This window comes from Priestia koreensis (assembly GCF_022646885.1).
GTDB classification, from domain to species: Bacteria; Bacillota; Bacilli; order Bacillales; family Bacillaceae_H; genus Bacillus_AG; species Bacillus_AG koreensis_A.
Genome location: NZ_CP061868.1, coordinates 3,954,084 through 3,979,119, shown reverse-complemented (window position 1 = coordinate 3,979,119; position 25,036 = coordinate 3,954,084). Strand labels below are relative to the sequence as shown.

The 25,036-nt window shown below is 39.4% G+C and carries 25 protein-coding genes and 1 pseudogene; 20 read left to right on the top strand and 6 right to left on the bottom strand.

Annotated features, from left to right (window positions below):
* Positions 1-3 precede the first annotated feature (3 nt).
* Positions 4-1,281 (bottom strand): tetratricopeptide repeat protein, encoded by a 1,278-nt coding sequence (locus tag IE339_RS20845; protein WP_242176265.1) that lies wholly within the window; start codon positions 1,279-1,281, stop codon positions 4-6.
* A gap of 447 nt (positions 1,282-1,728) precedes the next feature.
* Here IE339_RS20845 and IE339_RS20840 point away from each other — a divergent pair, with 447 nt between their 5' ends.
* From IE339_RS20840 to IE339_RS20825, 4 genes are all read left to right on the top strand, one after another.
* Positions 1,729-3,384 (top strand): M4 family metallopeptidase, encoded by a 1,656-nt coding sequence (locus IE339_RS20840; protein ID WP_431522776.1) that lies wholly within the window; start codon positions 1,729-1,731, stop codon positions 3,382-3,384.
* Between the two features lie 121 nt (positions 3,385-3,505).
* Positions 3,506-3,811: a rhodanese-like domain-containing protein gene (locus IE339_RS20835; RefSeq protein ID WP_053400789.1), complete on the top strand. Its 306-nt coding sequence runs from the start codon at positions 3,506-3,508 to the stop codon at positions 3,809-3,811.
* Between the two features lie 117 nt (positions 3,812-3,928).
* Positions 3,929-4,165 (top strand): DUF2553 family protein, encoded by a 237-nt coding sequence (locus IE339_RS20830; RefSeq protein ID WP_053400790.1) that lies wholly within the window; start codon positions 3,929-3,931, stop codon positions 4,163-4,165.
* 6 nt (positions 4,166-4,171) lie between these two features.
* Positions 4,172-4,363 (top strand): sporulation protein Cse60, encoded by a 192-nt coding sequence (locus tag IE339_RS20825; RefSeq protein ID WP_053400791.1) that lies wholly within the window; start codon positions 4,172-4,174, stop codon positions 4,361-4,363.
* Positions 4,364-4,382: 19 nt separating this feature from the next.
* Here the strand turns inward: IE339_RS20825 and IE339_RS20820 are convergent, their stop codons facing one another.
* A complete protein-coding gene (locus IE339_RS20820; RefSeq protein WP_242176263.1) occupies positions 4,383-5,651 on the bottom strand; it encodes a BaiN/RdsA family NAD(P)/FAD-dependent oxidoreductase in 1,269 nt (422 codons plus the stop codon).
* A 173-nt stretch (positions 5,652-5,824) separates the two neighbouring features.
* Between IE339_RS20820 and IE339_RS20815 the strand changes: the two are divergent.
* Positions 5,825-7,463: pseudogene (locus tag IE339_RS20815) on the top strand (putative polysaccharide biosynthesis protein).
* Positions 7,464-7,556: 93 nt separating this feature from the next.
* Positions 7,557-8,270, top strand: coding sequence for a pseudouridine synthase (locus tag IE339_RS20810; RefSeq protein ID WP_242170840.1), 714 nt, complete (start codon positions 7,557-7,559; stop codon positions 8,268-8,270).
* A gap of 107 nt (positions 8,271-8,377) precedes the next feature.
* Here the strand turns inward: IE339_RS20810 and IE339_RS20805 are convergent, their stop codons facing one another.
* Positions 8,378-8,599 (bottom strand): DeoR family transcriptional regulator, encoded by a 222-nt coding sequence (locus IE339_RS20805; RefSeq protein WP_242170838.1) that lies wholly within the window; start codon positions 8,597-8,599, stop codon positions 8,378-8,380.
* A 379-nt stretch (positions 8,600-8,978) separates the two neighbouring features.
* On the opposite strand from IE339_RS20805, the gene pepV reads away from it, so the two are divergent.
* The 5 genes from pepV (at position 8,979) to IE339_RS20780 (ending at position 14,067) form a co-directional block, all read left to right on the top strand.
* A complete protein-coding gene (gene pepV, locus IE339_RS20800; protein ID WP_242170836.1) occupies positions 8,979-10,391 on the top strand; it encodes a dipeptidase PepV in 1,413 nt (470 codons plus the stop codon).
* Positions 10,392-10,507: 116 nt separating this feature from the next.
* Positions 10,508-11,701 carry an MFS transporter gene (locus tag IE339_RS20795; RefSeq protein WP_242170833.1) on the top strand — a complete coding sequence of 398 codons (1,194 nt, stop codon included), beginning with the start codon at positions 10,508-10,510 and terminating at the stop codon, positions 11,699-11,701.
* On the top strand, positions 11,691-11,993 hold the full coding sequence (locus IE339_RS20790) for a hypothetical protein (RefSeq protein ID WP_242170832.1): 303 nt from the start codon (positions 11,691-11,693) through the stop codon (positions 11,991-11,993). Before IE339_RS20795 ends, IE339_RS20790 begins: the two co-directional genes overlap by 11 nt.
* A 269-nt stretch (positions 11,994-12,262) precedes the next feature.
* On the top strand, positions 12,263-13,285 hold the full coding sequence (locus IE339_RS20785) for an NAD-dependent epimerase (protein ID WP_277933924.1): 1,023 nt from the start codon (positions 12,263-12,265) through the stop codon (positions 13,283-13,285).
* Positions 13,282-14,067: a glycosyltransferase family 2 protein gene (locus tag IE339_RS20780; protein ID WP_242170827.1), complete on the top strand. Its 786-nt coding sequence runs from the start codon at positions 13,282-13,284 to the stop codon at positions 14,065-14,067. The genes IE339_RS20785 and IE339_RS20780 overlap by 4 nt, the downstream gene beginning before the upstream one ends.
* 44 nt (positions 14,068-14,111) lie before the next feature.
* Here IE339_RS20780 and cysK read toward each other — a convergent pair whose 3' ends face one another.
* Positions 14,112-15,041 carry a cysteine synthase A gene (gene cysK, locus IE339_RS20775; RefSeq protein WP_242170823.1) on the bottom strand — a complete coding sequence of 310 codons (930 nt, stop codon included), beginning with the start codon at positions 15,039-15,041 and terminating at the stop codon, positions 14,112-14,114.
* A 239-nt stretch (positions 15,042-15,280) separates the two neighbouring features.
* On the opposite strand from cysK, the gene thpR reads away from it, so the two are divergent.
* The 4 genes from thpR (at position 15,281) to IE339_RS20755 (ending at position 20,240) form a co-directional block, all read left to right on the top strand.
* Positions 15,281-15,856, top strand: coding sequence for an RNA 2',3'-cyclic phosphodiesterase (gene thpR, locus IE339_RS20770; RefSeq protein WP_242170820.1), 576 nt, complete (start codon positions 15,281-15,283; stop codon positions 15,854-15,856).
* A 105-nt stretch (positions 15,857-15,961) separates the two neighbouring features.
* Entirely contained in the window at positions 15,962-16,894 is a 933-nt protein-coding gene (locus IE339_RS20765) for a nuclease-related domain-containing protein (protein ID WP_242170817.1), read from the top strand.
* 201 nt (positions 16,895-17,095) lie between these two features.
* Entirely contained in the window at positions 17,096-19,243 is a 2,148-nt protein-coding gene (gene pulA, locus IE339_RS20760; RefSeq protein ID WP_242170814.1) for a type I pullulanase, read from the top strand.
* 223 nt (positions 19,244-19,466) lie between these two features.
* A complete protein-coding gene (locus IE339_RS20755) occupies positions 19,467-20,240 on the top strand; it encodes a phosphotransferase family protein (RefSeq protein WP_053400804.1) in 774 nt (257 codons plus the stop codon).
* Position 20,241: 1 nt separating this feature from the next.
* Here IE339_RS20755 and IE339_RS20750 read toward each other — a convergent pair whose 3' ends face one another.
* Positions 20,242-20,520 carry a YtzH-like family protein gene (locus IE339_RS20750; RefSeq protein WP_242170812.1) on the bottom strand — a complete coding sequence of 93 codons (279 nt, stop codon included), beginning with the start codon at positions 20,518-20,520 and terminating at the stop codon, positions 20,242-20,244.
* A gap of 209 nt (positions 20,521-20,729) precedes the next feature.
* Between IE339_RS20750 and trmB the strand changes: the two genes are divergently transcribed.
* Both trmB and IE339_RS20740 read left to right on the top strand, forming a co-directional pair.
* Positions 20,730-21,374: a tRNA (guanosine(46)-N7)-methyltransferase TrmB gene (gene trmB / locus IE339_RS20745; RefSeq protein WP_242170810.1), complete on the top strand. Its 645-nt coding sequence runs from the start codon at positions 20,730-20,732 to the stop codon at positions 21,372-21,374.
* A gap of 85 nt (positions 21,375-21,459) precedes the next feature.
* Entirely contained in the window at positions 21,460-22,305 is an 846-nt protein-coding gene (locus tag IE339_RS20740; RefSeq protein WP_242170807.1) for a YtnP family quorum-quenching lactonase, read from the top strand.
* Here the strand turns inward: IE339_RS20740 and IE339_RS20735 are convergent.
* Positions 22,300-22,605 carry a PepSY domain-containing protein gene (locus tag IE339_RS20735; RefSeq protein ID WP_242170805.1) on the bottom strand — a complete coding sequence of 102 codons (306 nt, stop codon included), beginning with the start codon at positions 22,603-22,605 and terminating at the stop codon, positions 22,300-22,302. The two genes, IE339_RS20740 and IE339_RS20735, sit on opposite strands and share 6 nt — an antisense overlap.
* Positions 22,606-22,868: 263 nt before the next feature.
* Between IE339_RS20735 and IE339_RS20730 the strand changes: the two genes are divergently transcribed.
* The 3 genes from IE339_RS20730 (at position 22,869) to IE339_RS20720 (ending at position 25,012) form a co-directional block, all read left to right on the top strand.
* Positions 22,869-23,942 carry a M42 family metallopeptidase gene (locus tag IE339_RS20730; protein WP_242170804.1) on the top strand — a complete coding sequence of 358 codons (1,074 nt, stop codon included), beginning with the start codon at positions 22,869-22,871 and terminating at the stop codon, positions 23,940-23,942.
* Between the two features lie 108 nt (positions 23,943-24,050).
* Positions 24,051-24,566, top strand: a complete 516-nt coding sequence (locus IE339_RS20725; RefSeq protein ID WP_242170802.1) for a DUF84 family protein — start codon at positions 24,051-24,053, stop codon at positions 24,564-24,566.
* Positions 24,567-24,694: 128 nt separating this feature from the next.
* Positions 24,695-25,012: a thioredoxin family protein gene (locus IE339_RS20720; protein ID WP_242170800.1), complete on the top strand. Its 318-nt coding sequence runs from the start codon at positions 24,695-24,697 to the stop codon at positions 25,010-25,012.
* Positions 25,013-25,036: the final 24 nt, after the last annotated feature.

Genomic DNA, 25,036 nt, shown 5'->3' with positions numbered 1-25,036 from the left:
AAATTAATACATTATTTTCTTGCGTGTGTCGTTCGCTAGCTGAAAATAATGGCTGCTTTTTTTATAAAGAAAGTTCTTGGCATTGATCTTTGCTAATTTTTCATAGCAATCAATTAAATAGCGCCAATCACTTTTTTCACGGAATAATGGTAAAGATTTGTGCTCGAGAAACTGCTCAATTTGCTGATCATTTCCCAGTATTTCAAGTTTTAGAAGCTCTAATTTTAAAAGAAGTGAGCTTTTGGGATTTAAAAGACTCAGCTTATTCATCGCATGACCAATTAAGTCCTTTGCTTTTTCGATTTGACCAAGTTCGATGTAAATTTCTCCAATGCAATAAGTAGTGTAGAAGGATGAGTCAGCTTTTGGATCATTAATGGCTAAGCTTTCTTGATAATAACCAAGGGCCTTCTCTAATTCTCCACGCTTTACGTAGAGATTTCCTAAATTATGATAGGCAATCGTACGAACATGATCGAGTTTTAATGAATGAGCAATTTTCAGCGTATTTTGCAAATACTGCTCAGCTTGATCATATTGCCCAATTCTGTATAAGTTGGTAGCAATAATGAGCTGACAGTCAATACTGCGTAAAAATTGAGAACTGTTGTTCAGTAAGTCTAGCGCTCGGAATCCGTACACAATGGCAACGGAGGAATTATACAAATGGCTGTATGTAAGAGCGAGAAAATAAATAAGCTCAGGTTCCTCATAGCGTAAGCGTTGACTAATCTTTTCAGCTTCTTTAAATGATTCAATTCCTTTTTCGTGTTGATTAATGATGCAATAGTAAATCCCGTAAAAACAATAAAAATATAAGGACTGTGAGAGCGTTAGCTTGCTCTTTAGCTTGGTAAAATATTTGATTAATTCCTTAGCGGCGATCGCATCCTGCTTATATAAGGAATAGCGAAGCTTTGCTAGCTTAAAGTTATGAATTAATGAAATATTTTGAATATTTTTGGTAGATTTTGTAAGATGATCGTGGTAAGATTCGATATTTGCATCATCTCGTTCGAGGATTGCCTGATACCACTTTAAAATATCCACATTTAACTGCTGCTGTTCTTGGATGAGCTGATCTACCGAAAATCCAAGTCGTTGCAAAAGCAATGAAACAATTTCTTGATTTGGTTCAATTTTATCATTTTCTAGCTTGCTCAGATAAGGAATTGAACAAATACCTTTTGCTAGCTCATCTTGGGTAAGCCCTCGCTCCTGACGAGTAGCAGCAATTAAAGTTCCAAGGTTTATACTAATATTATCCTCTAGGAGGTGCATAATCAATTCCCAACTCCCTTTTTTATATTGAGAAAATTGATTAAAAATATAGGTGTTACAGGTATATAATTCTTCCATTTTCTCAAGTTATTTCTAATTTATCTTTATATAACATTATGTCGCAAAAAAATCAGAAAATTAAAGTGAAAAAAGTCCTGATTCTTTGGAATTATATAGTAGTTTTAAAAAATATTTTCTAAAGTAGTTAGAAAGGGAGAAAATCTCTATTTTCTCAATACTATTTTAATAGATAAAATGCTATTATTTTCCTTACTATATATTTCATTTTTGAAGAGGATTTCAGGCAGTTGATGTTGTAAATATGCTTTAAAAATAAAATATATGCTTTTTTGTGAGAGTTAACGTAGTAGAAAGAGAGGGTTCGTTTTAGGAGGTAATCCTCATTTACTTGAGGAAGACTTATACATGATCAAGGGAGTGGTTAGGGTGAAAAAGAGATTATTAACAATGGGTTTGGTTTTAGGTTTGAGCAGTTCTGTTTCGATTCCATATCATACGCTAGCAGCAGATGTGAAAGAAAAAATTAACTGGAATACCAAAACGAACACACCTGAATTTATTTCTGGTAATCTTGCAACCGCTAAAGGTCTTGTGGCACAAAATCCAAAGAATCTTGTTTTCTCTTACTTTAATGAAAACAAAGCGCTATTTAAATTAGGTCATCAGGATGCTGAAAAAGCATTAGTCGTAAAGGAAGAAAGAGTAGATGATCTAGGATATACCTATTTACGATTACAGCAAACCTATAAAGGAGTTCCCATCTATGGTGGAACCATTACGGCTCATATAAATAAGGAAGGAACCTTAACAGCTGTGTCGGGTACATTGCTTCCTAATCTTGAAACAAGTAAAGACGTCAATAAAAAAGCAAATATAACGGCTACACAGGCGAAAGACAAAGCGGAGAAGGATTTGAAAAATCTTCTGAAGAGTTCGCCAAGTTATGAAAAAACGCCAACTTCTAATCTCGTAATTGTTTCGAAGGGCGGAAAACCGCAGTTAGCTTACGCGGTCAACTTTAACTTCTTAAGTCCTGCCCCTGGAAACTGGACGTACATGGTTAACGCTAGGGATGGTCAAATCATTGAAAAATTCAATGAGCTTGATCAGGCAAAGCAAGGCCCATCGGTTACGGGAACAGCAGCAACAGGTAGCGGAAAGGGAGTTTTAGGCGCAACAAGAACGCTTAATACGACGCTTTCTTCTAATTCCTATTATTTGCAGGATAGCACAAGAGGAAATGGTATTTTTACGTATGATGCAAAAAATCGTCAGCAAATCCCTGGTGCGCTATGGGCAGATGCCGATAATCAATTATTTGCAACCTATGATGCACCAGCTGTTGATGCTCACTACTACGTAGGAGTGACGTACGATTTCTATAAAAATGTATTTGGGCGAAATAGCTATGACAATAAGGGGGCAGCTCTGAAATCAACGGTTCACTATGGACGAAGCTACAACAATGCGTTCTGGAACGGATCACAAATGGTGTACGGAGATGGGGACGGTCAAACCTTTGTACCGCTATCAGGTGCATTAGATGTAACGGCACACGAGCTTACGCATGCAGTGACAGAATATACGGCTGGACTTGTGTATCAAAACGAATCCGGTGCCATTAACGAAGCGGTTTCTGATATTTTTGGAACGCTAGCAGAAATTTGGGCGAATGATAACCCAGATTGGGAAATCGGTGAAGATGTGTACACACCAAAAACATCAGGAGATGCACTTCGTTCAATGTCAGATCCGACAAAATACGGAGATCCAGATCATTATTCAAAGCGTTATACGGGTACACAGGACAACGGTGGAGTTCACACGAATAGTGGAATCGTCAACAAAGCGGCTTATTTGTTAAGCCAAGGTGGAACGCACTACGGTGTCACGGTACAAGGCGTAGGATCTGATAAGCTTGGAAAGATTTTATACCGAACGCTAACGCAGTATTTAACAGCCAATGCAACATTTAGCCAGCTTCGTTCTGCTACGGTTCAAGCTGCGACAGACTTGTATGGCTCAGGAAGCCAAGAGGTTACGTCAGTCAATCAGGCATTTGATGCGGTTGGCGTTAAATAAAAACGGAAGAAGGTGAGTGAATACTTACCTTCTTTTTCTTTTTAGGCGATAGAAGTGGAATGTGCTTTGCTCATTCTGCTACAATATGCACATAGTCTATATAAAGAAGGGAACGATCAGCGTGGAAGAAGTAAAAGTCATTACAACGGATGAGCTAGAGGAAAAACTAGAGAAAAAAGAGCCTGTTTTACTTGTAGATGTACGAGAAGACGAAGAAGTGGCAGATGGAATGATCCCAGGTGCAAAGCATATTAAAATGGGGGATATTCCAGCGAATGTGGATTACTTCGACAAAGATAAAGAGTATATTTTCATTTGTCGTTCTGGAAAACGCAGTGAGAATGTATGCATGTATTTACAAGATCAAGGGTACAATGTTCGAAATCTTGTAGGTGGTATGCTTGACTGGCACGGAAAAGTAGAATAAGAACGATGAAGAGACTTGCTTGTAAGCAGGTCTCTTTTTTAATTCCTTCATGTTCACAAATGAGCACAATCATAATTTTAAAATCTGGTCGTAAACATAAGAAAAGGAGGGATGTGCATGAGTATGATTCATATCATGAATGTCACAGACAAGGTTATTGCGAAAGTTCGAGATGACTACGTAGAACTCTATCTGCAAAAAGAAAGAATTGGCACCGTGAAATTTTTAGAAGAGGGAAAAGTCTATGACATGATAGAAGGGTATGAATATGAAGATAACCAAATTTTAAAGCTTATCGATTGTGCACAAGAGCCAATTCAGTACGTTGAAGACTGTGATTTAGGATGGTGTTGAGGGAAGATGAGGGTGAAAATTTTTGATGAGGAGCATGAGCAGGATTTAGAAGAGGTCTTAAATGAGTTTTTGCAATCTCTTCCTCACAAAAGCATCACGGATATTAAATATCAAGTAGCGGTAGGGAAGGATATGGACGGCTCACAAATCTATTGTTTTTCAGCACTTGTGATGTACGAAGAAAAAAGGCATGAATAAGCTTCATGCCTTTTTTTGTTTAGTTTGTTGTTGCATATTGTCCTGCGTTCATTCCAGCTAAGCGGCCTGTCACTAAGGCAGAGGTAATGTTATAACCACCTGTATATCCATGAATATCTAGAATTTCTCCGCAGAAGTAAAGACCGTTCATAAATTTTGAAGCCATCTCTTTCGGATGAATTTCTTTGACAGATACACCACCACCCGTTACAAATGCCTTCTCTAATGAAAGCGTTCCGTGAACGTTAAACGTAAAGCTTTTGCATAGCTTTGCAAAATGGCGCAATTTTTCATGTGAGATTTGGTTCGCAGGCGCTTGCATATCGATGTCTGCTTGTTCGAGTAAAAATAGCAAATAACGTTCAGGTAAGAACCCCTTTAAAACATTTTTGCTCGCTTTTTTTGGTTCTTCCTTAAACAGCTTCACAATCTGTTGAAAAATAGCGTCTTCTCGTTGATCTGGTAGGGCATCGATGCTCATCATGACTTGCGAGCTCTTTTGCTTTTTTAGTTCCTTTACAACGTACTGACTGCAGCGAAGAGAAGCTGGTCCTGAAACCCCAAAATGGGTGAAAATCATATCCATTTGGTGCGTAATGACGGGTTTGCCTTTTTTATTTAGCACACTGACACCAACATCGCGCAGTGAGAGCCCTTGAAGTACTTTTCCTTTAATGAATGCTTCGTTTGAAACAATCGGTACTTCGGTCGGGAAAAGCTCTGTAATCGTATGACCTGCAGCTTCTGCCCACGCATAGCCATCACCAGTTGACCCGGTGTGTGGAACGGATTTACCACCTACTGCAATCACCACACTGTTCGTTTGGATTTCTTCACCGTTCTGTAGCACAACGCAGGAAACTGCTTCGTCTGTATAACGAACTTCTTTGACCGGAAGATTCGTGCGCACCGTCACTTTTAAGCGTTTTAATTCACCGATAAGTGCATCTACCACTGACTGAGCTTTGTCTGTGACAGGAAACATTCGTCCATGATCTTCTTCTTTTAATTGAATCCCAAGATTCTGGAAAAAACGAATGATATCTTCATTATTAAACACAGAAAAGGCACTGTGTAAAAATCGTCCGTTCCCCGGAATGTGTTTGATGAGCTCATCAATTGGCAAACGGTTCGTCACATTACAGCGACCACCACCAGAAATGGCGAGCTTCCGTCCCAATTTATTTCCTTTATCTAATAGAAGGACTTTCCCCCCGGACTCACCCGCAGCAATAGCGGCCATTAATCCAGAAGGTCCTCCTCCAATCACTACCACATCATATTTCACGTTCTTCATAACCTCATTTCAATGCCCACTTTCATTGAACCTGACAAAATGATTGTTTTCTTATAAAATGGGCTAGAATATCTTTTCATTCTACTTATTTTAAATTGTCACTTGCTTATTTTCAATGTTATCACTATCATCAATATGTAAGTTTTATTATTGGAGGCAAATCCATGTCTGAATCAAAACTATTGCGTGGAACGTTTGTCCTAACGTTAGGCACGTATATTTCAAGAATTTTAGGTATGATTTATTTATTTCCGTTCGCTGCACTTGTAGGATGTGGGTGGAGCACTGTTTGGCTATGGTTATAATCAATATGCCATTTACTTAAGTATTGCGACGATGGGCGTTCCGATGGCCGTGTCGCGATTTGTATCAAAATATAATGCGCTTGGAGACTACTATACGAGCAGGCGAATGTTCCGTGCTGGAATTAAGATGATGTTCATAACGGGACTTGTTACGTTTGCATTTCTGTATATTATGGCTCCTTTCCTCGCGAAAGCAACGCTTGGAAATCAAGAGCTTAATAACTCTCTTGCAGATGTAACGATGGTTATTCGGATGGTAAGTGTCGCGCTAATTATTGTACCAATGATGAGTATTATCCGCGGATTTTTCCAAGGACATCAATCAATGGGACCAACATCTGTTTCTCAAGTAGTGGAGCAGTTAGCACGCGTTGTCTTTTTACTCGTGTCCACATATATTGTTATGCGAGTGTTTCATGGCAGCATGGCGCTTGCGGTTGGCTTTGCGACATTCGGTGCATTTATCGGTGCACTAGCTGGATTAGCCGTTTTATTTTGGTATTGGAAAAAACGCAAGCCACACTTAGATAAGCTGTTGGCGCAAAGCGTCGAGCCAGCACAAATGACGACTATGCAAATGTTTAAAGAGCTCTTTTCTTATGCCGGACCGTTTGTTTTTATTGGTCTAGCAATTCCTCTTTATCAGTACATCGATCAATTTACATTCAACAAGGCGATGGTCGCAGCTGGACAGGCTGACAAAGCAGAGTACATGTATGGAATTATTCAATCATGGGTTCCAAAACTCATTATGATTCCAGTATCACTTGCTACGGCTTTTGGATTAACACTTGTTCCGACCATTACAAGTTCATACGCGAGTGGTCAATATGATTTGTTGAAAAAACAAATTGATCAAACGTACCAGACGATCATGTTTCTAGTACTTCCAGCTGTTGTGGGCTTAATTGTATTGGCGTATCCAGCATACAATTTCTTGTTCACGGGAAGTAAAGACGGCGGATTTGTTCTGATGATGTACGCGCCAGTTGCGCTATTGTTTTCGTACTTCACCGTAAACGCGGCGATTCTACAAGGTATTAATAAGCAAAAGTATGCGGTTATTAGCTTAATCGTAGGTCTAATTGTGAAAATGTCCACTAACTCACTGTTCATCATGTGGTTAGGTGGTACAGGGTCGATTGTCTCAACGGCATTAGGGTATGTTATCTCCATTGTATACACATCTGCTATGATTCAAAACAATGCGGAATACAAGGCAACGGTATTTTGGAAGCGAACGGTCTTAATGTTTGCTTTTGCTGCTTTGATGGGATTAGCGGTTTGGATTGTCGAATTCTTACTTTCTTTCGCTGTGAACTATGAAGACGGAAGAATAGCAGCAGGAATTATCACAATCGCAGGAGCGGTAGTTGGACTAGCGGTATATGGTATACTCACATATCGAACAGGTCTTCTTGAGAAGGTAATGGGTAGTCGAATTGTTGGAGTCATTCAACGCAGATTACTTCGAAAAAAAGTATCAAAAGCTTCTTGAATGAAGCACAAATAAATCAAAAGAAAAAGCGGTGCAGAAAGGATATGTTCTGCGCCGCTTTCTTTCGTAAATAAAGAAGGAGGACGTAATAGAATGAGAATTGATAAACTTCTCGCTAACGTCGGCTATGGTAGCCGAAAAGAAGTAAAGGGACTGTTGAAGTCCGGAGCGATTAAAGTAGATGGAGAAAGGGTGAAGGATGCGAAGCAGCACGTCGACCCTAATCAGCAGCAAGTAACGGTTTATGACGAAGTGGTGGTGTATAAGGAATTTGTTTATTTAATGATGAATAAGCCGCCTGGTGTTATTTCTGCTACTGAAGATCATCAGCATCAAACGGTAGTCGATTTATTAGAAATTGAAGATGCCGTATTTCAGCCGTTCCCTGTAGGACGCTTGGATAAAGATACAGAGGGATTCCTGCTGCTGACGAATGATGGACAGCTCTCTCATCAGCTGCTTTCACCGAAAAAGCATGTGCCTAAAACGTATTACGCAACAATTAATGCACCTGTAACGGAAGAAGATCAGAAGGCTTTTGCGAAAGGTGTGACGCTTGATGATGGTTATTTGACAAAACCCGCAGAGCTGACAATTTTAGCATCAGGTGATACCTCTGAAATTGAGCTTACAATCGTTGAGGGGAAATTTCATCAAGTAAAGAGAATGTTTGAGTCGGTAGGGAAGAAGGTAACGTATTTAAAACGACTTTCGATGGGATCACTACAGCTAGATCCAGATCTTGAGCTTGGGGAATACCGAGAGCTTGATGAAGAAGAAATCGAGCTGTTAAAAGGAAATAATTAAAGAAACGCAAAAAAAAGGAACCTGATTAAGAAGGTTCCTTTCTATTTTCAATTTCTACTTTTACATTCACTCTCATATGTTATCTTCATCACAAACTACTTCACGTTTTATGATGACATCCGAACTTTTTTCTCTGTAGCGGACCATTTGCCTCGAGTAGGACTATGAACCAAGTCATTATACGCTAGTACATTTAAATCTCTTTGAATGGTTCTAGGTGTAATCCCAAATTCATCTACCAGTTCTTGCGTGGTAACAGTTCCCTTTTTACGAATAAACATGTAAACAGATTTAATGCGAGTTAGCATGCGATTTGTTGAAGGCTTCAAAAAACCACTTCCTTATACATTTTTCGCAAGGCATAACTGACTTCCACTCTCAGATGTCAAACACATGTATGAAGTTTTTACACTACTATTGTATACACAAGTGACGTAAAAATAAAAGTGGAAAACCTTAATTCACATAATATTTACAAACAAATGAGATAATTATGTAATTTCCCTGTAACAATCACCCCTTTTACGTCCTGTTACTAACATTATACATAAAAAACAGAAAATTTAGAATTGTATTTTCCTGTTTTTTACTTTATTTGTGAAAAAAACCTTCATCGACAAGGGGAAACATGAAGGACAAGAAGTTTGTTTTCTATACGAAATATGATACATTTGAACGAGAAAATACTGTGCTAAAGGAGTAATCCATATGACAAATATCAATTGGTCTGAAGAAGTCCAAAAAAGAGAAAATGAAATTTTAACATCTACACAAGAATTTCTGAAAATTAAAAGTGTTTTAGATGAAACTACTGTTTCAGAAGGAGCGCCGTTTGGAGAAGGAATTGCACAAGCATTGAAGCATTTATTACATAAAGGTGAGCAAGATGGCTTTACCGTTAAAAATGTTGATGGCTATGCCGGACATATTGAACTTGGCCAAGGAGAAGATGTGATCGGAATCCTTTGTCATATTGACGTTGTTCCTGAAGGAGATGGATGGTCTGTTGATCCGTACGGAGGGGAAATCAAAGACGGTAAAATTTATGCTCGTGGAGCGATTGATGATAAGGGTCCTACAATGGCAGCTTACTATGCGATGAAAATTGTCAAAGATCTTGGTGTTCCACTAAATAAACGCGTGCGTATGATTATCGGAACAGATGAAGAAAGCAATTGGCAGTGTGTGGATCATTATTTCAAGCATGAAGAAATGCCGAAAATGGGCTTTGCGCCAGACGCAGATTTCCCTATTATTAATGCCGAAAAAGGAATCGCTGATTTTGATCTTGTACAAGCACCATCAAAAGATGCAGCACCAAGTTCCGTGACGTTAACGGTATTAGAATCTGGTCGTCGCTACAACATGGTTCCAGATTTCGCAAAAGCAATGTTAGATGTACAAGAGGGAGTTGAAGATATTCAAGAGCGTTTTAACAGCTTCTTGCAGGAAAAGCAGTTACAAGGAAAAACAAGCATGGATCAAAAGCAACTAACACTAGAACTACAGGGCGTATCGGCACATGGAAGCGTACCTGAAAAAGGTAAAAATGCAGGTTTACTGCTAAATGCTTTTTTACAAACGATTCAATTAGATGAGCAAGGTAAACAATACGTAGATTTTGTAAATCGTTATCTTGTTGGAGATACTTTAGGACAAGCGTTAGAGGCTGCTTATCGTGATGATATCACTGGCGATCTAACAATCAATGTAGGGATCTTAAGATATTCACAAGAAGAGGGCGGAAAGCTTGGGCTGAATACGCGCTATCCTGTTACAGCGGATATCGATAAAGTTGTGGAGTCAATTAAATCTCATAGTGCTTCATTTAACATGGAAATTCAGAACTTTTCAGATTCTAAGCCACATCATGTAGATAAAAACCATCCGTTAATTCAAACGTTGCAAAAGGTATATACAGAGCAAACAGGTGAAGAAGCAACGCTCCTTGCAATCGGTGGGGGGACTTATGCCCGTGCTTTAGATGCAGGGGTGGCGTTCGGTCCGCTTTTTGAAGGGCGTGAGGAACTTGCTCATGAAAAAGATGAATATATGGTGGTTGAAGATCTTCTAAGAGCGACGGCTATCTATGCTCAAGCCATTTTAGAACTCACAAAATAAACGCTTTCAACAAATGGAAAATATGGTAAAATATAAAGAACCGTTCTCAGCTTGAGGGCGGTTCTTTAATATGTGCAGAGCTTGTTAACTTAACGAATAGAAGGTGACTTACAAGAATGGAAGTCGTAATTAAGAAACAGAGAAATGTAACACAGCTTATTTTTTGCAGTTATTATTTTATGATTTTCTTTGGTATTGGCAGCTTTTCTCCTTTATTGACCGTTTATTTAACAGATATTATTCATTTAAAAGGAACACAGATTGGAATGATTACCTCGATGAGTCCGGTTGTGATGATTTTCGCACAGCCGCTATGGGGAGTGCTTGCAGATTATACACAAAAATCACGGGTAGTTCTAACCGTTACGCTCATTTTTACGGCGGCAATGGGCATTGCCTTTTCATTTATGAATGCGTATACAATGATTTTATTTGTCGCTGCGCTGCTTGCCTTTTTTCAAAGCTCATTGGTTCCGTTATCAGATAGTATTTCCTTGAATTATGTTCAGCGAACAAAAGGAAACTATGGCTCTATTCGTTTGTGGGGAGCTGTAGGATTTGCGGTTGCTGTTTTAATCGTTGGAAGACTTTCAGAAGAATTTGGTCTACATATTATTTTTTATGTGTTTGCTTGTTCTCTATTAATTGCTTCTGCTTTTGCTTGGCAATTACCGAAGGAAAGTCAAACAATGCGTGTAAATGTAAGAAGCGGAGTTGCCAAGCTGTTTCGGATTCCTAAGTTTGTACTGTTTTTAATGACCACGTTTTTAGTATTTGGTCCGATTTTTGCCAATAATTTTTATTTTGGGTTGTATATTACAACAATCGGCGGCACGTTAACGGGCGTTGGGATTGCGTTTTTACTAGCAGCAGGAAGCGAAGCGCCTTTTATGAAAATTTCAAGTCTGGTCATACGAAAGTTCGGTATTATGCAAATTTTATGTGTAGCGGGTGCTACTTCTTTCGTTCGATGGGGCTTTTATTTCATTGAACCTCCGCTTGCTCTTGTCTATGCAACGACGATTTTACAAGGAATCTCAATTGGTCTCTTTATTCCTTCTGCTCTTGAGTATGTTCGATCCATTGCACCGAATGAAGTGAAAGTAACAGCTGTTTCCTTATACTCTGCTGTTGGAAACGGACTAGGGAGCTGGTTTTGTGCCTTTTTTGGTGGCATAATCATCGAGCGCTACTCGATTACAGTGATGTACGGATGTTTTAGCATAATGACGCTCATAGGACTAGGATTAATTCTTGTCATCTGGAAGCTTGAATCACGTCAAAGAACGGAGGATGGCTATGAGTTCTAATTCATACGAGGTGAATAAAAAAGAGACGCTTCCACTGCTTATCACGGTGATCTTAATTGGCATGGGGGTTGCTGCTTTTTTTCTACGAGGACCGGATATGAATTTATGGATTCCCATTTGGATTTATGCGGTTGTCGATCTTGGCTTTGTAATTACATTTGTTTGGAGCTTTTTTACAAAGGTTAAAAGTATGAAGTGGTTTACCGTTTTCTTAAACGTTCTTTGTCTAGGGTTGACAACGACACTTTTATTTTTCCTCTTGCTTGCGGTTGGCTTATCAGGACCTAATTGAATAATTGATCATCTAAATAGAGAAGCAGCTTTTCAGAGGAAAAGCTGCTTCTTGTTGAAATCCTTGTCATTAGATAGACATGCTCCTATTTTTATCATGAAAACAAGCTTTTTAAGATAGATGACTAGCGCCAATTGCGCATAAACTCAATAGTATATGAAGAAGCAAAACATGACGTTAATGAAAAAGAGCTGTATTTTGCTATGATGACCGTTCGATAGAAAAGAAGCTCATTCTTTAATACTATATATAAATTGAGGTGTATGCGCTTGAAAATCGTTGTAACAGGTGCTGCTGGATTTATTGGCTTTCATGTATCCAAGCGGCTATTAAAAGAAGGACATGAAGTAATCGGAATTGATAGTGTAAATGACTATTATGACCCTTCTTTAAAGAAAGATCGGTTAAAGATGTTGAACCAAGACGGCTTTACCTTCATAAAATGTTCTCTAGAAGATAAAGAGGGGATCTTTCGCATATTCGATCATCACAAGCCACAAATTGTCATTAATTTAGCTGCACAGGCTGGGGTACGCTATAGCATTGAAAACCCTGATGTCTATGTTCAATCTAATATTGTGGGGTTTTTAAACATACTAGAAGCCTGTCGTTCTTATAAAATCGACCACTTAATTTATGCTTCGTCAAGCTCCGTATATGGAGCGAATAAAACCCTTCCGTTTTCCGTAAGTGACAATGTTGATCATCCTATCAGCCTCTATGCAGCAACGAAAAAGTCCAATGAACTATTGGCTCATACCTACAGTCACCTCTATCAAATCCCTACAACGGGCATGCGATTCTTCACGGTTTACGGTCCGTGGGGGCGCCCTGATATGGCTCTTTTCTTATTTACCAAATCGATTTTGAATGAACAAGAAATTGAAGTTTATAATCATGGTCAAATGAGACGAGATTTTACGTATGTGGACGATGTAGTAGAGAGTATTCATCGCCTGCTTCTCGCTCCTCCAAAACCAAATAATGAATGGGATGCGACGTCTCCTCATGCAGGTTCAAGCTACGCACCATACCAAGTATTTAATATTGGCAACCATTCGCCAGTTTCGCTACTAGACTTTATCGAAGAAATTGAAAAACAGCTAGGGAAAAAAGCAAAAAAGAAATTTTTGCCGCTTCAGCCAGGCGACGTTCCGGAAACATATGCTGATATTGAAGCATTGAAAAATGTGATTAACTATGTTCCAAAAACGTCCGTTCAAGAAGGGGTAGGACATTTTGTAAAGTGGTATCTCAATTATTATACGAAGAGAGAGGAGGATAAGGAATGAAAGGTGTCTCCATTATCACCTGTACGATGCGAGATCATTTAATGAACGAAGTATTTGATAATTATCAGCGTCAGCGATGGAATGGTCATATGGAGCTTATTATTGTTCTGAACAATGATGAGATGAACATTAGAAAATGGAAAAAGAAAGCTTCACAATATCAGAATGTGAAGGTATATCAAGTTCCTCAGAGCGTGACGGTCGGGGAGTGTAAAAACTTCGCAGTCGATCAAGCAACGTACGATGTGATTGCCAAATTGGATGACGATGACTACTATTCCCCGTTTTTTATTGAGAGCTCTATGAAAGTGCTGAAAAAGACCAACGCTGCCATTGTAGGGAAAAAAGAATGCTTTTATTACCTAGAGGGAAGCAAAGAACTCCTGTCAACGGGAGGGAAAAAAGTTAATCAATATGTACCACATGTGGCAGACTCAAGCATGCTCATTCAAAAAAAGGTATTTGAAAGCGTGCAATTTCCGCACCTACCAAATCGCTCCGATACCGAGTTTCAAAAAGCAGCTCTTGAGGCAGGGTTTCGTATTTATGCGGGGGATCAATACGATTATTTAATCATTCGAAAAGCGAATACTTCAAGTCATACGTGGCGTATTAAAGATGAGGAACTGCGTGCGATGTTTAAGAAGATATCCTACAAAGGAGACGTGTCTGCCTACGTCATTGATCCAGAAAAACGTACTCACCAGCGCATGAAAGAAAATAAGTACCGACGAATTCAAGAAATTAAGCTGCGTAATCGCATGAAAAGAAAAATCGTTTAATAAGAAAAGAGAGAAGCCCGTCAAGGATTCTCTCTTTTTAGTGCTCAAAACGAAAATACATCTGTTGATAAGTAACGTTCACCAGTGTCACATGCAATACATACAACGACTTCATCTGGACCTAAACGCTTTGCGACTTCCAACGCAGCAAAGCAAGCCGCTCCTGAAGATGGACCAACTAAGATACCTTCCTCAGCCGCAAGTCTTCTTGTAATGTCATACGCTTCTTCATCTTTAATGTGCATAATTTCATTATAGACATCTTGATTTAAGATTTTCGGAATGAATCCTGGACTTGTTCCGACTAATTTGTGTTTTCCAGGTTTTCCTCCAGCTAGGACAGGAGATCCTTTTGGCTCCACCACGTGCACCGTTAAGTCAGGATAATGGTCTTTTAATACTTCGCCTGTTCCGGTAATTGTTCCACCTGTTCCTGCTGTTGCGACGAATGCAGACAAGTCTTTGCCGATTTCCTTCATCGCTTCAACGATTTCAAGTGCAGTAGTGTTTCTGTGAGCATCTGCATTTGCTTCGTTACTAAATTGCATCGGTACAAAAGAATGAGGAATTTCTTTTGCAAGCTCCTCTGCTTTACGAATAGCGCCTGGCATTTTTTCATCCCCTGGTGTTAGCACCACTTCAGCACCATATGCTTTTAGCAGGTTAATACGTTCCTGACTCATCGTGTCGGGCATTACTAAAATCGCTTTATATCCACGCGCGGCTGCATTCATCGCAAGTCCGATCCCTGTGTTTCCACTTGTCGGCTCAATAATTGTAGAATTGGCTGACAATAACCCAGCCTTTTCGGCTTCGATAATCATGTTAAAAGCTGCGCGGTCTTTTACGCTTTTGCTTGGATTAAAAAACTCGAGCTTTAAATAAACAGAAGCGCCTCCCTCAGGCTGGAGTTTATTTAATTTAAGGAGAGGCGTTTCGCCGATTAAATCGGCCATGTTTTGTACGACTTTCATTTCTGCTCATTCCTTTTTCTAAAGTATATCTTCCATACTAACATATCTTGCCCCATTTATAGGTTCTCATCGAGCACGAAAGCGAAATGGATGTCGTTCTCTCTTAAGAAGAGCCGTATTTTTATAGTAATAGACCAAAGAAATGTGCATTATAATAAAAATAATTCATAATCCTGTTATCATAGGGGTAATACATATGAATAAAAGTCCTTATTATTTGTAGAAATGAGTGAAAATCGTTGACTATCCATACACACTTTTTCATTGCGATTCCGCTACCATCAAAGCTGCAAATGGAATTAACAGAGTGGAAATCGAGCCAAATGCGCCAATTGCCTTTTAAGCAATGGACGCATCTTGAGGATTATCATATTACGCTTTCGTTTTTAGGAGAAGCCGATTCGAGAACGTTAGAGCGTTTAACGTATCGTTTACAGGAATTCGCTCAAGGCTTTTCGGCTTTTGACTTAACGACAAAGCACCTGCACACATTTGGAAAAGAGGAGACTCCTCGTATACTATGGCTTGGAGTGGAGCAGGAGCCACTATTGAATCAGTTACAAAGCAGGGTAAAGCAGATTTGTGATGACTCCGGTTTTCAAACGGATAACCGACCTTATATGCCGCATGTAACCATTGCGAAAAAGTGGCAAGGTGAAGAGCCTTTTCCGATCAAAGAATATGAACACAAGCAGCCTATTTTTCCTTCATCTTTTTCCGTTGAGGCATTTTATTTGTATCGTATTCACATGGATCGTCAGCCTAAATACGAAGCGGTGGAGACTTTTTTACTTGGAAATAACGCCGCCTTATAAACGGTGTAGAAGATGAGCGTTATGACTCATGAAAATAGGTTTGCAACATCCGATAAGTAAGAGGGAGAGAAGAATGTACATAAAATTAATCAGGGGAAGATTAACATGGCACAGCTATTAAAGCTACAAGACTATATTTCACGTTATGAGCAACATATTTACGAATACCCATCTCGATTTATTCGATTGAAACAGCAAAACTGGAAACATGCCAAAATGCTGTTTGATTCAGGGATGTTTTTAACTCTTCCGCATGAAGAGGAAGAGGAGAGTGAAGAGCCAAAGGCATCACTTTTCCAATCGATAAAGGGATACTTTCAAAAAGAAAATAAAGAAGAAGTTGAAGAGGCTGGGGAGGAAGACGTATTTTTACAGCCCGAATCTGTTGACCAAGACCTTCACGTATATAGTACAGAACCACAGACGATCGAGGATGCAAAGGTATTGTTTTTAGAAAATTTATTGGAGATGCAAATTAAATGGGCAAGCTCTACTGCGTTTGAAATTTCAAACGTTGATCGCCGCTTTTACCATGATTCAGTGCTTCGTTATTTGCTTCAACGTTTTCCTGACACATACCTTATACTCTATAAGCCTATTTTCGTTGTGAGAAAAGCAACGGTTGAAGTAGACATTATCGTTCTTACTCCGATGGAAACGTGGTGCATTTCGCTTGTGGAATCTCGCCAGGGAAGCGTATTTCAATATTCGAAAGATCGTTTTTGGACGGAGCTGTTTCAAGAGAAACAAAAGAAAATCGTTAATCCACTTCTCAGTCTCAATCGAATGGGGAGCGTGGTGCAAGGTCTGTACGAAGCAAACGGTCTAGATATCCCAATTAAGCGCATTTTATTAAGTCGAAATGGTTATTTCGACTGCCCAACTCCACCATATGGAATTGAGCTAGTGGATGCAAGAAGCTACGATAAATGGTTTCAAAAAGCGCGAAAATCAGTGTCACCTCTTAAGCATAGTCAATTAAAGGCGGCGAATGCGTTATTAAAAAACAGTCAAACGACCGCAGAGACTCGAATATGAGAAGAGTATCCCTCATGATTAAGAGGGGTATTTTTGTTTGTCTGGGAGTGGTGATAGAAATCAATAAAAGTTGTTTATACTAGTACAAATGAAAACGCACAGAGGATTTTCAACAATCGAGAGCGTAAACATAGAATACAATAGTAAAAGTAAAAAGCATTAATTGCTTATAACTTTATTGCGATTAAAGGACTGAAGCATATGGACGTCACCAAACGTGAGTTTGAAGCTTATCTAGATACAATGGATACAGTCACTATTTTAGTACCTTATGAAGAGGAAATGCCCACCGCATTTTTTTTAATGGAACAAAATGAACAGGTCCAACTTCCGATTGCGAGAACGATCCATCTTCCTAATATGCAAAAATATGAATGTATTACTACTCTCCCCATTGAAATTGGAAGGCCGTATGAAATTATTGATTCAAGGTCTAGGCGAACAGATCTGCAAATTGGAGCAGTTATTCGCACACCAGAATTTGATCAACTATTTTTCTATACCGGTTCAGATTTAGGTGTTACGTTAACAAAGACAGAAACAGTGTTTAAGCTATGGGCACCGAGTGCAACCGAAGCGAAAGCAAAGATTCTTCATCCTGAAACGAAAGAGGAGAAGCTGAGAGAGATGATGAGAGGTGAAAAGGGAGTATGGGCGTGGTGTGAGCCTAAGCACTTAGATGGTTATCTCTATACGTATCTTGTTCGGATAAATGGTACGTGGACAGAAGCCGTAGATCCTTATGCAAGAGGGCTTACCGCAAACAGTGAATATGGGATAATTATTGATTTATCGCGTTCAAAACAAACGATTGCCCCCAGACCTCCTCTAGCAGCTCTAACGGATGCGATTATTTATGAGACGCATATACGTGATTTTTCGATCTCCCCACATAGTGGGATAAAGGCAAGAGGAACGTACAATGCATTTACGGAAGAAAACACGGCCACATCAAACGGCTACTCAACAGGTATTACTTATTTAAAAGAGCTCGGCGTTACTCATATTGAACTCCTTCCTGTGAATGATTACGGTGGCGTGGACGAAACGGACCCTTTAAAAGAGTATAATTGGGGATATAATCCGCTGTATTTCAATGTTCCTGAAGGTAGCTATGCGTCAAATCCAAGCGATGGTTACGCACGAGTGAATGAATTAAAGAAATTGATTAGCGCTCTTCACCAAAACGGTATGCGGGTTATTTTGGACGTCGTGTATAACCATGTGTACGTTCGTGAAACGTCATCGTTTGAGAAGCTTGTTCCTGGCTATTATTTTCGACATGATTACTACGGAATGCCGTCAAATGGGACCGGAGTTGGAAATGATCTTGCATCAGAACGAAATATGGTGAGAAAATTCATAATCGATTCTATTACTTATTGGCTCACCGAATTTCACGTCGATGGATTTCGATTTGATTTAATGGGAATATTGGACGTTCAAACGATGAATGCGATTCGAGCGTTGACAGACAAAGTTGATCCAACTATTTTACTTTTAGGTGAAGGTTGGGACCTTAATACTCCGCTTCCGTATGATCGAAAAGCGACGCTTTACAACGCAGATAAAATTCCTAGAATTGCACAGTTTAATGATCAGTTTCGGGATTGTGTGAAGGGCAGTACATTTAATATTTATGATCGGGGGTATGCGCTTGGACATCTCCATCGTAAAAACGATGTCAAGCAATCATTAAGTGGAAGCGTCGCCTATGAAAAATACGGAAAATACCTTTTTACCGAGCCGTTCCAAAGTATTAACTATGTTGAGTCACACGATAACCACACGCTTTGGGATAAGATGAGCAAATGTAATCATTACGAAACCGAAATCGTTCGTCAAAAGCGTCATACGCTCGCAACATCAATGGTGTTACTCGCTCAGGGCATTCCGTTTTTGCATAGCGGACAAGAATTTTATCGAACCAAATTTGGGGTGGAAAATAGCTATAAGGACCCCGATTATATTAACCAGATTGATTGGCAAAGGCGCGAAAAATTTGATGAAAACGTTCAATTTATTCAGAAACTCATACGCTTTCGAAAGCAAGAAATGGCGCTACGTCTTCCGAGCCGTTCGCACATCCAACAGCACGTGCGGTTTTTACAGACATCTGAACCTGTCATTGCCTATCATTTGACGCATATAAAAGAATTTAGTCAATGGAGTGAGCTCTTGCTAACGTTTAATAATGATCTAAAAGAGCAAGAATTTTCACTCCCCGATCATCACCGCTGGCGTGTGTTAGTAAAAGATCAACGTTTTTTTGAAAAGGGAGAGGAAGAAGAGGTGGTATCCTCTTACAAAGTCCCACCTCTTAGCGTCCTGATTTTAGGAAGAGAGTGAGCAAAGCGCCACTTTATCAATAAATTACCTGACAACTACTTGACGCGAAAAGTACAATAGAGCTAAAATCTATAGATGATGGCTATTGATATAGATATGCTCAATAGCCGTCTTTTTTATTTAATAAACAATGACGATCAGATAGACATATGAAACAAAGATAAGTTAAGTGAAAACGAAATCCTTAAATGAAATGTGTGAGTTAAAATTGAAGGTGAATTGGTTGGAAAATATATTAGGAAGCGGCTGGGAAGTCACACCTGCTGGTGGTGCCACAGGAGATGCTTATTTTGCTCAAAACAGTGAGCGTAAGCTTTTTCTGAAGCGAAACTCTTCTCCTTTTTTGGCAGTTCTTTCGGCAGAGGGAATTGTACCGAAACTTGTGTGGACAAGACGGATGGAGAATGGTGATGTGATCACGGCTCAACATTGGTTAAAAGGTCGTGAACTAAAGCCAAAAGACATGGCATCTGAAAAAGTGACGGCTTTATTAAGTAAGATTCATCATTCGAAAGAATTGTTAGATATGCTGAAACGATTAGGGAAAGTGCCGCTATTACCTGAGCATGTGCTTCAGGATATTTACTCGCGTCTTGACGTGGAATTGATGAAAATTCCATTGATTCAGCAGGCTGTTCGATATCTGCAGCGAGATCTAGCAGCCGTACACCCTACCGATTACGTTGTTTGTCACTGCGATGTCAATCATAATAATTGGATGCTCAATGAAGAGGAGCAGTTGTATTTAATAGACTGGGACGGTGCTATGATAGCAGACCCAGCCATTGATCTTGGATTGCTTCTATACTGGTACATTCCTGAGCAGAATTGGGAAGAGTGGCTACAAGCCTATGGTATTGAGCTATCAGATAACCTTCAAAAACGAATGAAATGGTACGTAATTAGTCAAACGATTCTTCAAATTCAATGGCATAAAAGCAAGCAAGAGCACAAAGATATGCAATATTGGGAGAAATACTTAGCGCAATTACTTTAAGTTAAGATAGGGTAGAGAGTTCATTTACCCATTGAGATAAATTTTGCTGATTTGTGTGTATGTGTTGATTCAAATCCGGACAATCCTTCGCGGTTTGAGTATACGCGTAAATGTGATGTAACGTATCCTTTAGCCTTTCGTTCGTGGTACTATTGGCTAACATAGATTCAATGAGGCGACCAACCTGAGCACATTCGGAAGCTGTCCCGCAGCAATCCAGTTGGTGATCAGATAAAATATCTTTTAAAACGCCCATTTGATGAGAATAATCTAGTGGCATCGCGTCCACATCCTTTCAAATGTAATCATTTTAGTTTTTGCTTTACTTATCTCTTTATTCGTGAATGTTGAAGTATTTTCCCAGCGGAAAATACTTTATATGAGCATCGTTCAATGTCCGTTAGAGGAACCTCCTTTACTGAGTCAGCAGCGGACGATGTTATTTTTATGATTATTTTTAGCGAATTATTTAATTAACGAGGTGTGAATATGCGTTTAAGAAATAAACCATGGGCGAAGGATCGTATTGCAGAAAATCCTCAGTACGTGGTACCGAATCCAGAATCTCACAAGGGAAACTGGAGTAAAGTATTTGGAAATGATAACCCGATTCATATTGAAGTTGGAACAGGTAAAGGGCAGTTTTTAGTCGGAATGGCTAAGCAAAATCCTGATGTGAATTATATTGGTATTGAACTATTTGAGAGCATCATCGTAGTCGCATTAGATCGTCTAATTGAAGAAGAACTTCCTAACTTGAAGCTACTTAATGTGGATGCGGCAACGTTAAATGATATTTTTGGAAAGAACGACGTCGATCGCGTTTATTTGAACTTTTCTGATCCGTGGCCGAAAAACCGTCATGCAAAACGACGTTTAACATACAAAACGTTTTTAAAGCGATATGAAGATCTTTTAGTTGACGGCGGAGAAATTCATTTTAAAACGGATAATCAAGGGTTATTTGAATACTCTCTGACAAGCTTTTCAGAGTATGGACTGCTATTAAAATACGTAAGTTTAGATCTTCACAAAAGCGATTTTGAAGGAAATGTAATGACGGAGTACGAAGAGAAATTTTCAAACGCAGGTCAGCGCATTTATCGCTGTGAAGTAAAGTACCTAAATGACTGATTACAATCCCCTGGCTCTGTAGAGAGTAGGGGATCTTTTTTTATGATACAATAAAAGGGAAATTTTCATGGGGGTGGAAAGAGAAATGGAAACGTTATCAATAGGGGATATTCAAGTAACATGGCTAAACGGAGGAAACAATCATTTAGACGGAGGTGCCATGTTTGGCGTAGTGCCAAAGCCACTTTGGTCTAAAAAGTATCCGGTAAATGACAAAAATCAAATCGAATTGCGAACGGACCCGTTACTCATTCAAGCGAGAGGAGAAAATATCCTGATCGATTCCGGAATCGGAAAGGGAAAGCTAAATGAAAAGCAGCTTCGGAACTTTGGTGTAACTGAAGAATCTGATGTGTTAGATGCGCTTCAGAAGCTTGGTCTGAGCGCTTTTGATATTGACAAAGTGTTAATGACTCATCTCCACTTTGATCATGCGAGCGGGTTGACAGCTAAAACAAATGACGCGTACACGTCCGTATTTCCAAAGGCGAAAGTTTATGTATCAGAAGTGGAATGGAACGAAATGCGTAATCCAAACATAAGATCCCGTAATACTTATTGGAAAGAAAATTGGGAAGCCATTCAACAGCAGGTGATTACTTTTAAAGAAGAAATTGAAGTGCTAGAAGGCATCAACATGTTCCATACAGGTGGGCATAGTGATGGACATGCTGTTATTTTACTAGAAGATGGTGGAGAGCAGCTATTACATATGGGTGATTTACTCGCAACTCACGCACATGCGAACATACTGTGGGTGATGGCATATGATGATTACCCAATGACGTCTGTTGCTCAAAAACAGCTGTGGACGCCAAGGGGCATTCAGCATAACGCGTGGTTTAGTTTTTATCACGATGCGTATTATCGAGCGGTTAAATGGAATGACTCCAATGAATTGATCGATAAAATCGAAAGAAAGCGGTCATGATACGGTTTTCAAATCTAGAATGGCACCGCTTCTTTTATCAATAAAAAACTCATAATGTTCCTGAAGGTTATCAACGGTACGAATAATTCCTCCGTTATAGCCTTCAAACGTTAAACCATTTTGTTCAAAAAACTTTGTTGTCGTATGAATCCAGGAGCCATCAATGGTTCCATTTTTTTTGAAGGCGTTTTTCGCAATTTGAAGAGCTTCTCCAGAAGAAATTGCTGCTTTTTTCTTTTCAATGATGTATGCGCTCACAAAACCAGCCGCGAATCCTGCCACTACATGTTTCAATTTCATATTGGTCACTCGCTTTCGTTTTTTATAAATGGTAGAGCTAAAAAGCATCAATAAAAGGTTATTTCTCTCCTTATGATAAGCCGTGTATGCTTGTTTCATAAAACACAAGAGACAAGCTGAAAATAGGGAGAATATAAAAAGTATACAAAAAGGAAGCGAATTTGTTAAGTTTTAAACAATTCCATTACCAGGAAAGTGGAAAGAATATTCGGTTTTCGGTACAATGAAAGAAGAAAAGTCAATATACATAAAGGGGACATATCATGAATCAAGATACGTTAGCATTATTTAAAACCTTGACTGAATTACCCGGTGCACCTGGCAACGAACATCAAGTGCGAGCTTTTATGCGCCAAGAATTAGAAAAATATTCAGATGAAATCGTACAAGATCGCCTTGGAAGTATTTTTGGCGTGAAAAAGGGAAATTCGGAAGGTCCTACCGTTATGGTAGCAGGGCACATGGACGAAGTCGGCTTTATGGTAACGTCTGTTACTGAGAAAGGACTTATTCGTTTTCAAACACTCGGTGGCTGGTGGAGTCAGGTACTTCTAGCACAGCGTGTACAAGTGATTACGGACAACGGACCTATTATCGGTGTAATTGCGTCGATTCCTCCACATTTATTAGAGGATGCACAGCGCTCAAAACCGATGGATATTAAAAACATGTTAATCGACGTTGGTGCAGATGATCCTGAAGATGTGAAACGTATGGGCATCAAACCAGGTCAGCAAATCATTCCAATTTGTCCGTTCACACCAATGGCAAATGAAAAGAAAATTTTAGCCAAAGCATGGGACAACCGTTACGGCTGTGGACTTGCGATTGAGCTTCTAAAAGAAGTACAGGGTGAAGAATTACCAAATACGCTTTATTCTGGAGCAACTGTGCAAGAAGAAGTGGGTCTTCGTGGTGCTCAAACAGCTGCAAACATGATCAAGCCAGATATTTTCTATGCGCTTGATGCAAGTCCAGCTAATGATATGTCCGGAGACAAAACGGCATTCGGCCAGCTTGGAAAAGGAGCACTTCTACGTATTTATGACCGCACTATGGTTACGCACAGAGGAATACGCGAATTTATTTTAGATACGGCTGAAACAAACAACATTCCATATCAATATTTTGTGTCCCCAGGTGGAACAGATGCTGGGCGTGTCCATACAACGAATGAAGGAGTTCCTTCTGCTGTTATCGGTATTTGCTCACGTTATATTCACACACATGCATCCATGATTCATATTGATGACTATGCGGCAGCAAAAGAGCTTGTGACGAGACTTGTAAGAGCAACTGACCGTACGACGCTTGCTTCCATTCATCAAAATTCATAATTGTAAGCGACTAAAGTAGTTGAAAAATCGCCCTTCTTGCACATTTTAGCTGTTTTGCTGAAATGGCATTTAAGGCGATTTTTTCATGACCAGAGGGAGAGAACAACAATGAAAATTGCCATTGGTACAAAAAATCCAGCGAAAGTAGAAGCAGTTCAAACCGCATTAGCAAGTTGGGAAGACTGCTCTTTTACTGATCTTAGTGTTCCATCCGAAGTATCAGCACAGCCTTTTACGGATAAAGAAACCATTCAAGGTGCGATTAATCGAGCTGCAAATGCATTGGAAAAAGGAAACGCCGAAATCGGAATTGGCCTTGAAGGGGGCGTTCTTGAAACAGATTACGGCATGTTTTTATGTAACTGGGGAGCGCTCGTTACGAAAGGAAACGCCCCGATCATTGCAGGCGGAGCAAGAATTTTATTACCTCATGAGTTCGCGGTAAAAGTACGAGGTGGGATGGAATTAGGGCACGTGATGGATGAGCTTCTTCATACAAGTGATCTAAGCAAGCGTGAAGGTGCAATCGGTGTGTTTACAAACAATTGGGTTGGGCGAAAAGAAATGTTTGTTCATATCGTAAAGCTACTAGCCGGGCAATACGACTATGAGCGAGGGGAGTAAGTGAAACTGATAAGGGGAATCCTTTTATTACCCTTGTCAGATAGAAGCAAAATCTTGCATGGCATAATAGATTATGGTTTCATATGATTAGCAATAATAGAAGAAAAGCCTATTTAGGAGGAATAAAAATGGAAAAACTAACAAGCGTTGAACAATATAGAGAAGAAATCAAAACAGGGAAACATATTTTAATGTTTTCAGCTGACTGGTGTCCGGATTGCCGTTTCATTGATCCAATCCTACCAGAACTAATAGAAAAATACAGTGACTATAAATTCTATTATGTTGATCGTGATGAATTTATTGATCTTTGCATCGAGCTAAACGTGTTTGGTATTCCTAGTTTTGTTGCATACAAAGACGGTGAGGAAACAGGTCGTTTTGTAAGTAAGGACCGTAAGACGCAAGAGCAAATTGAAGAATTCATTGATGGATTAGCTGACTGAAGCGCAAAGGGGGAAGATGACCAT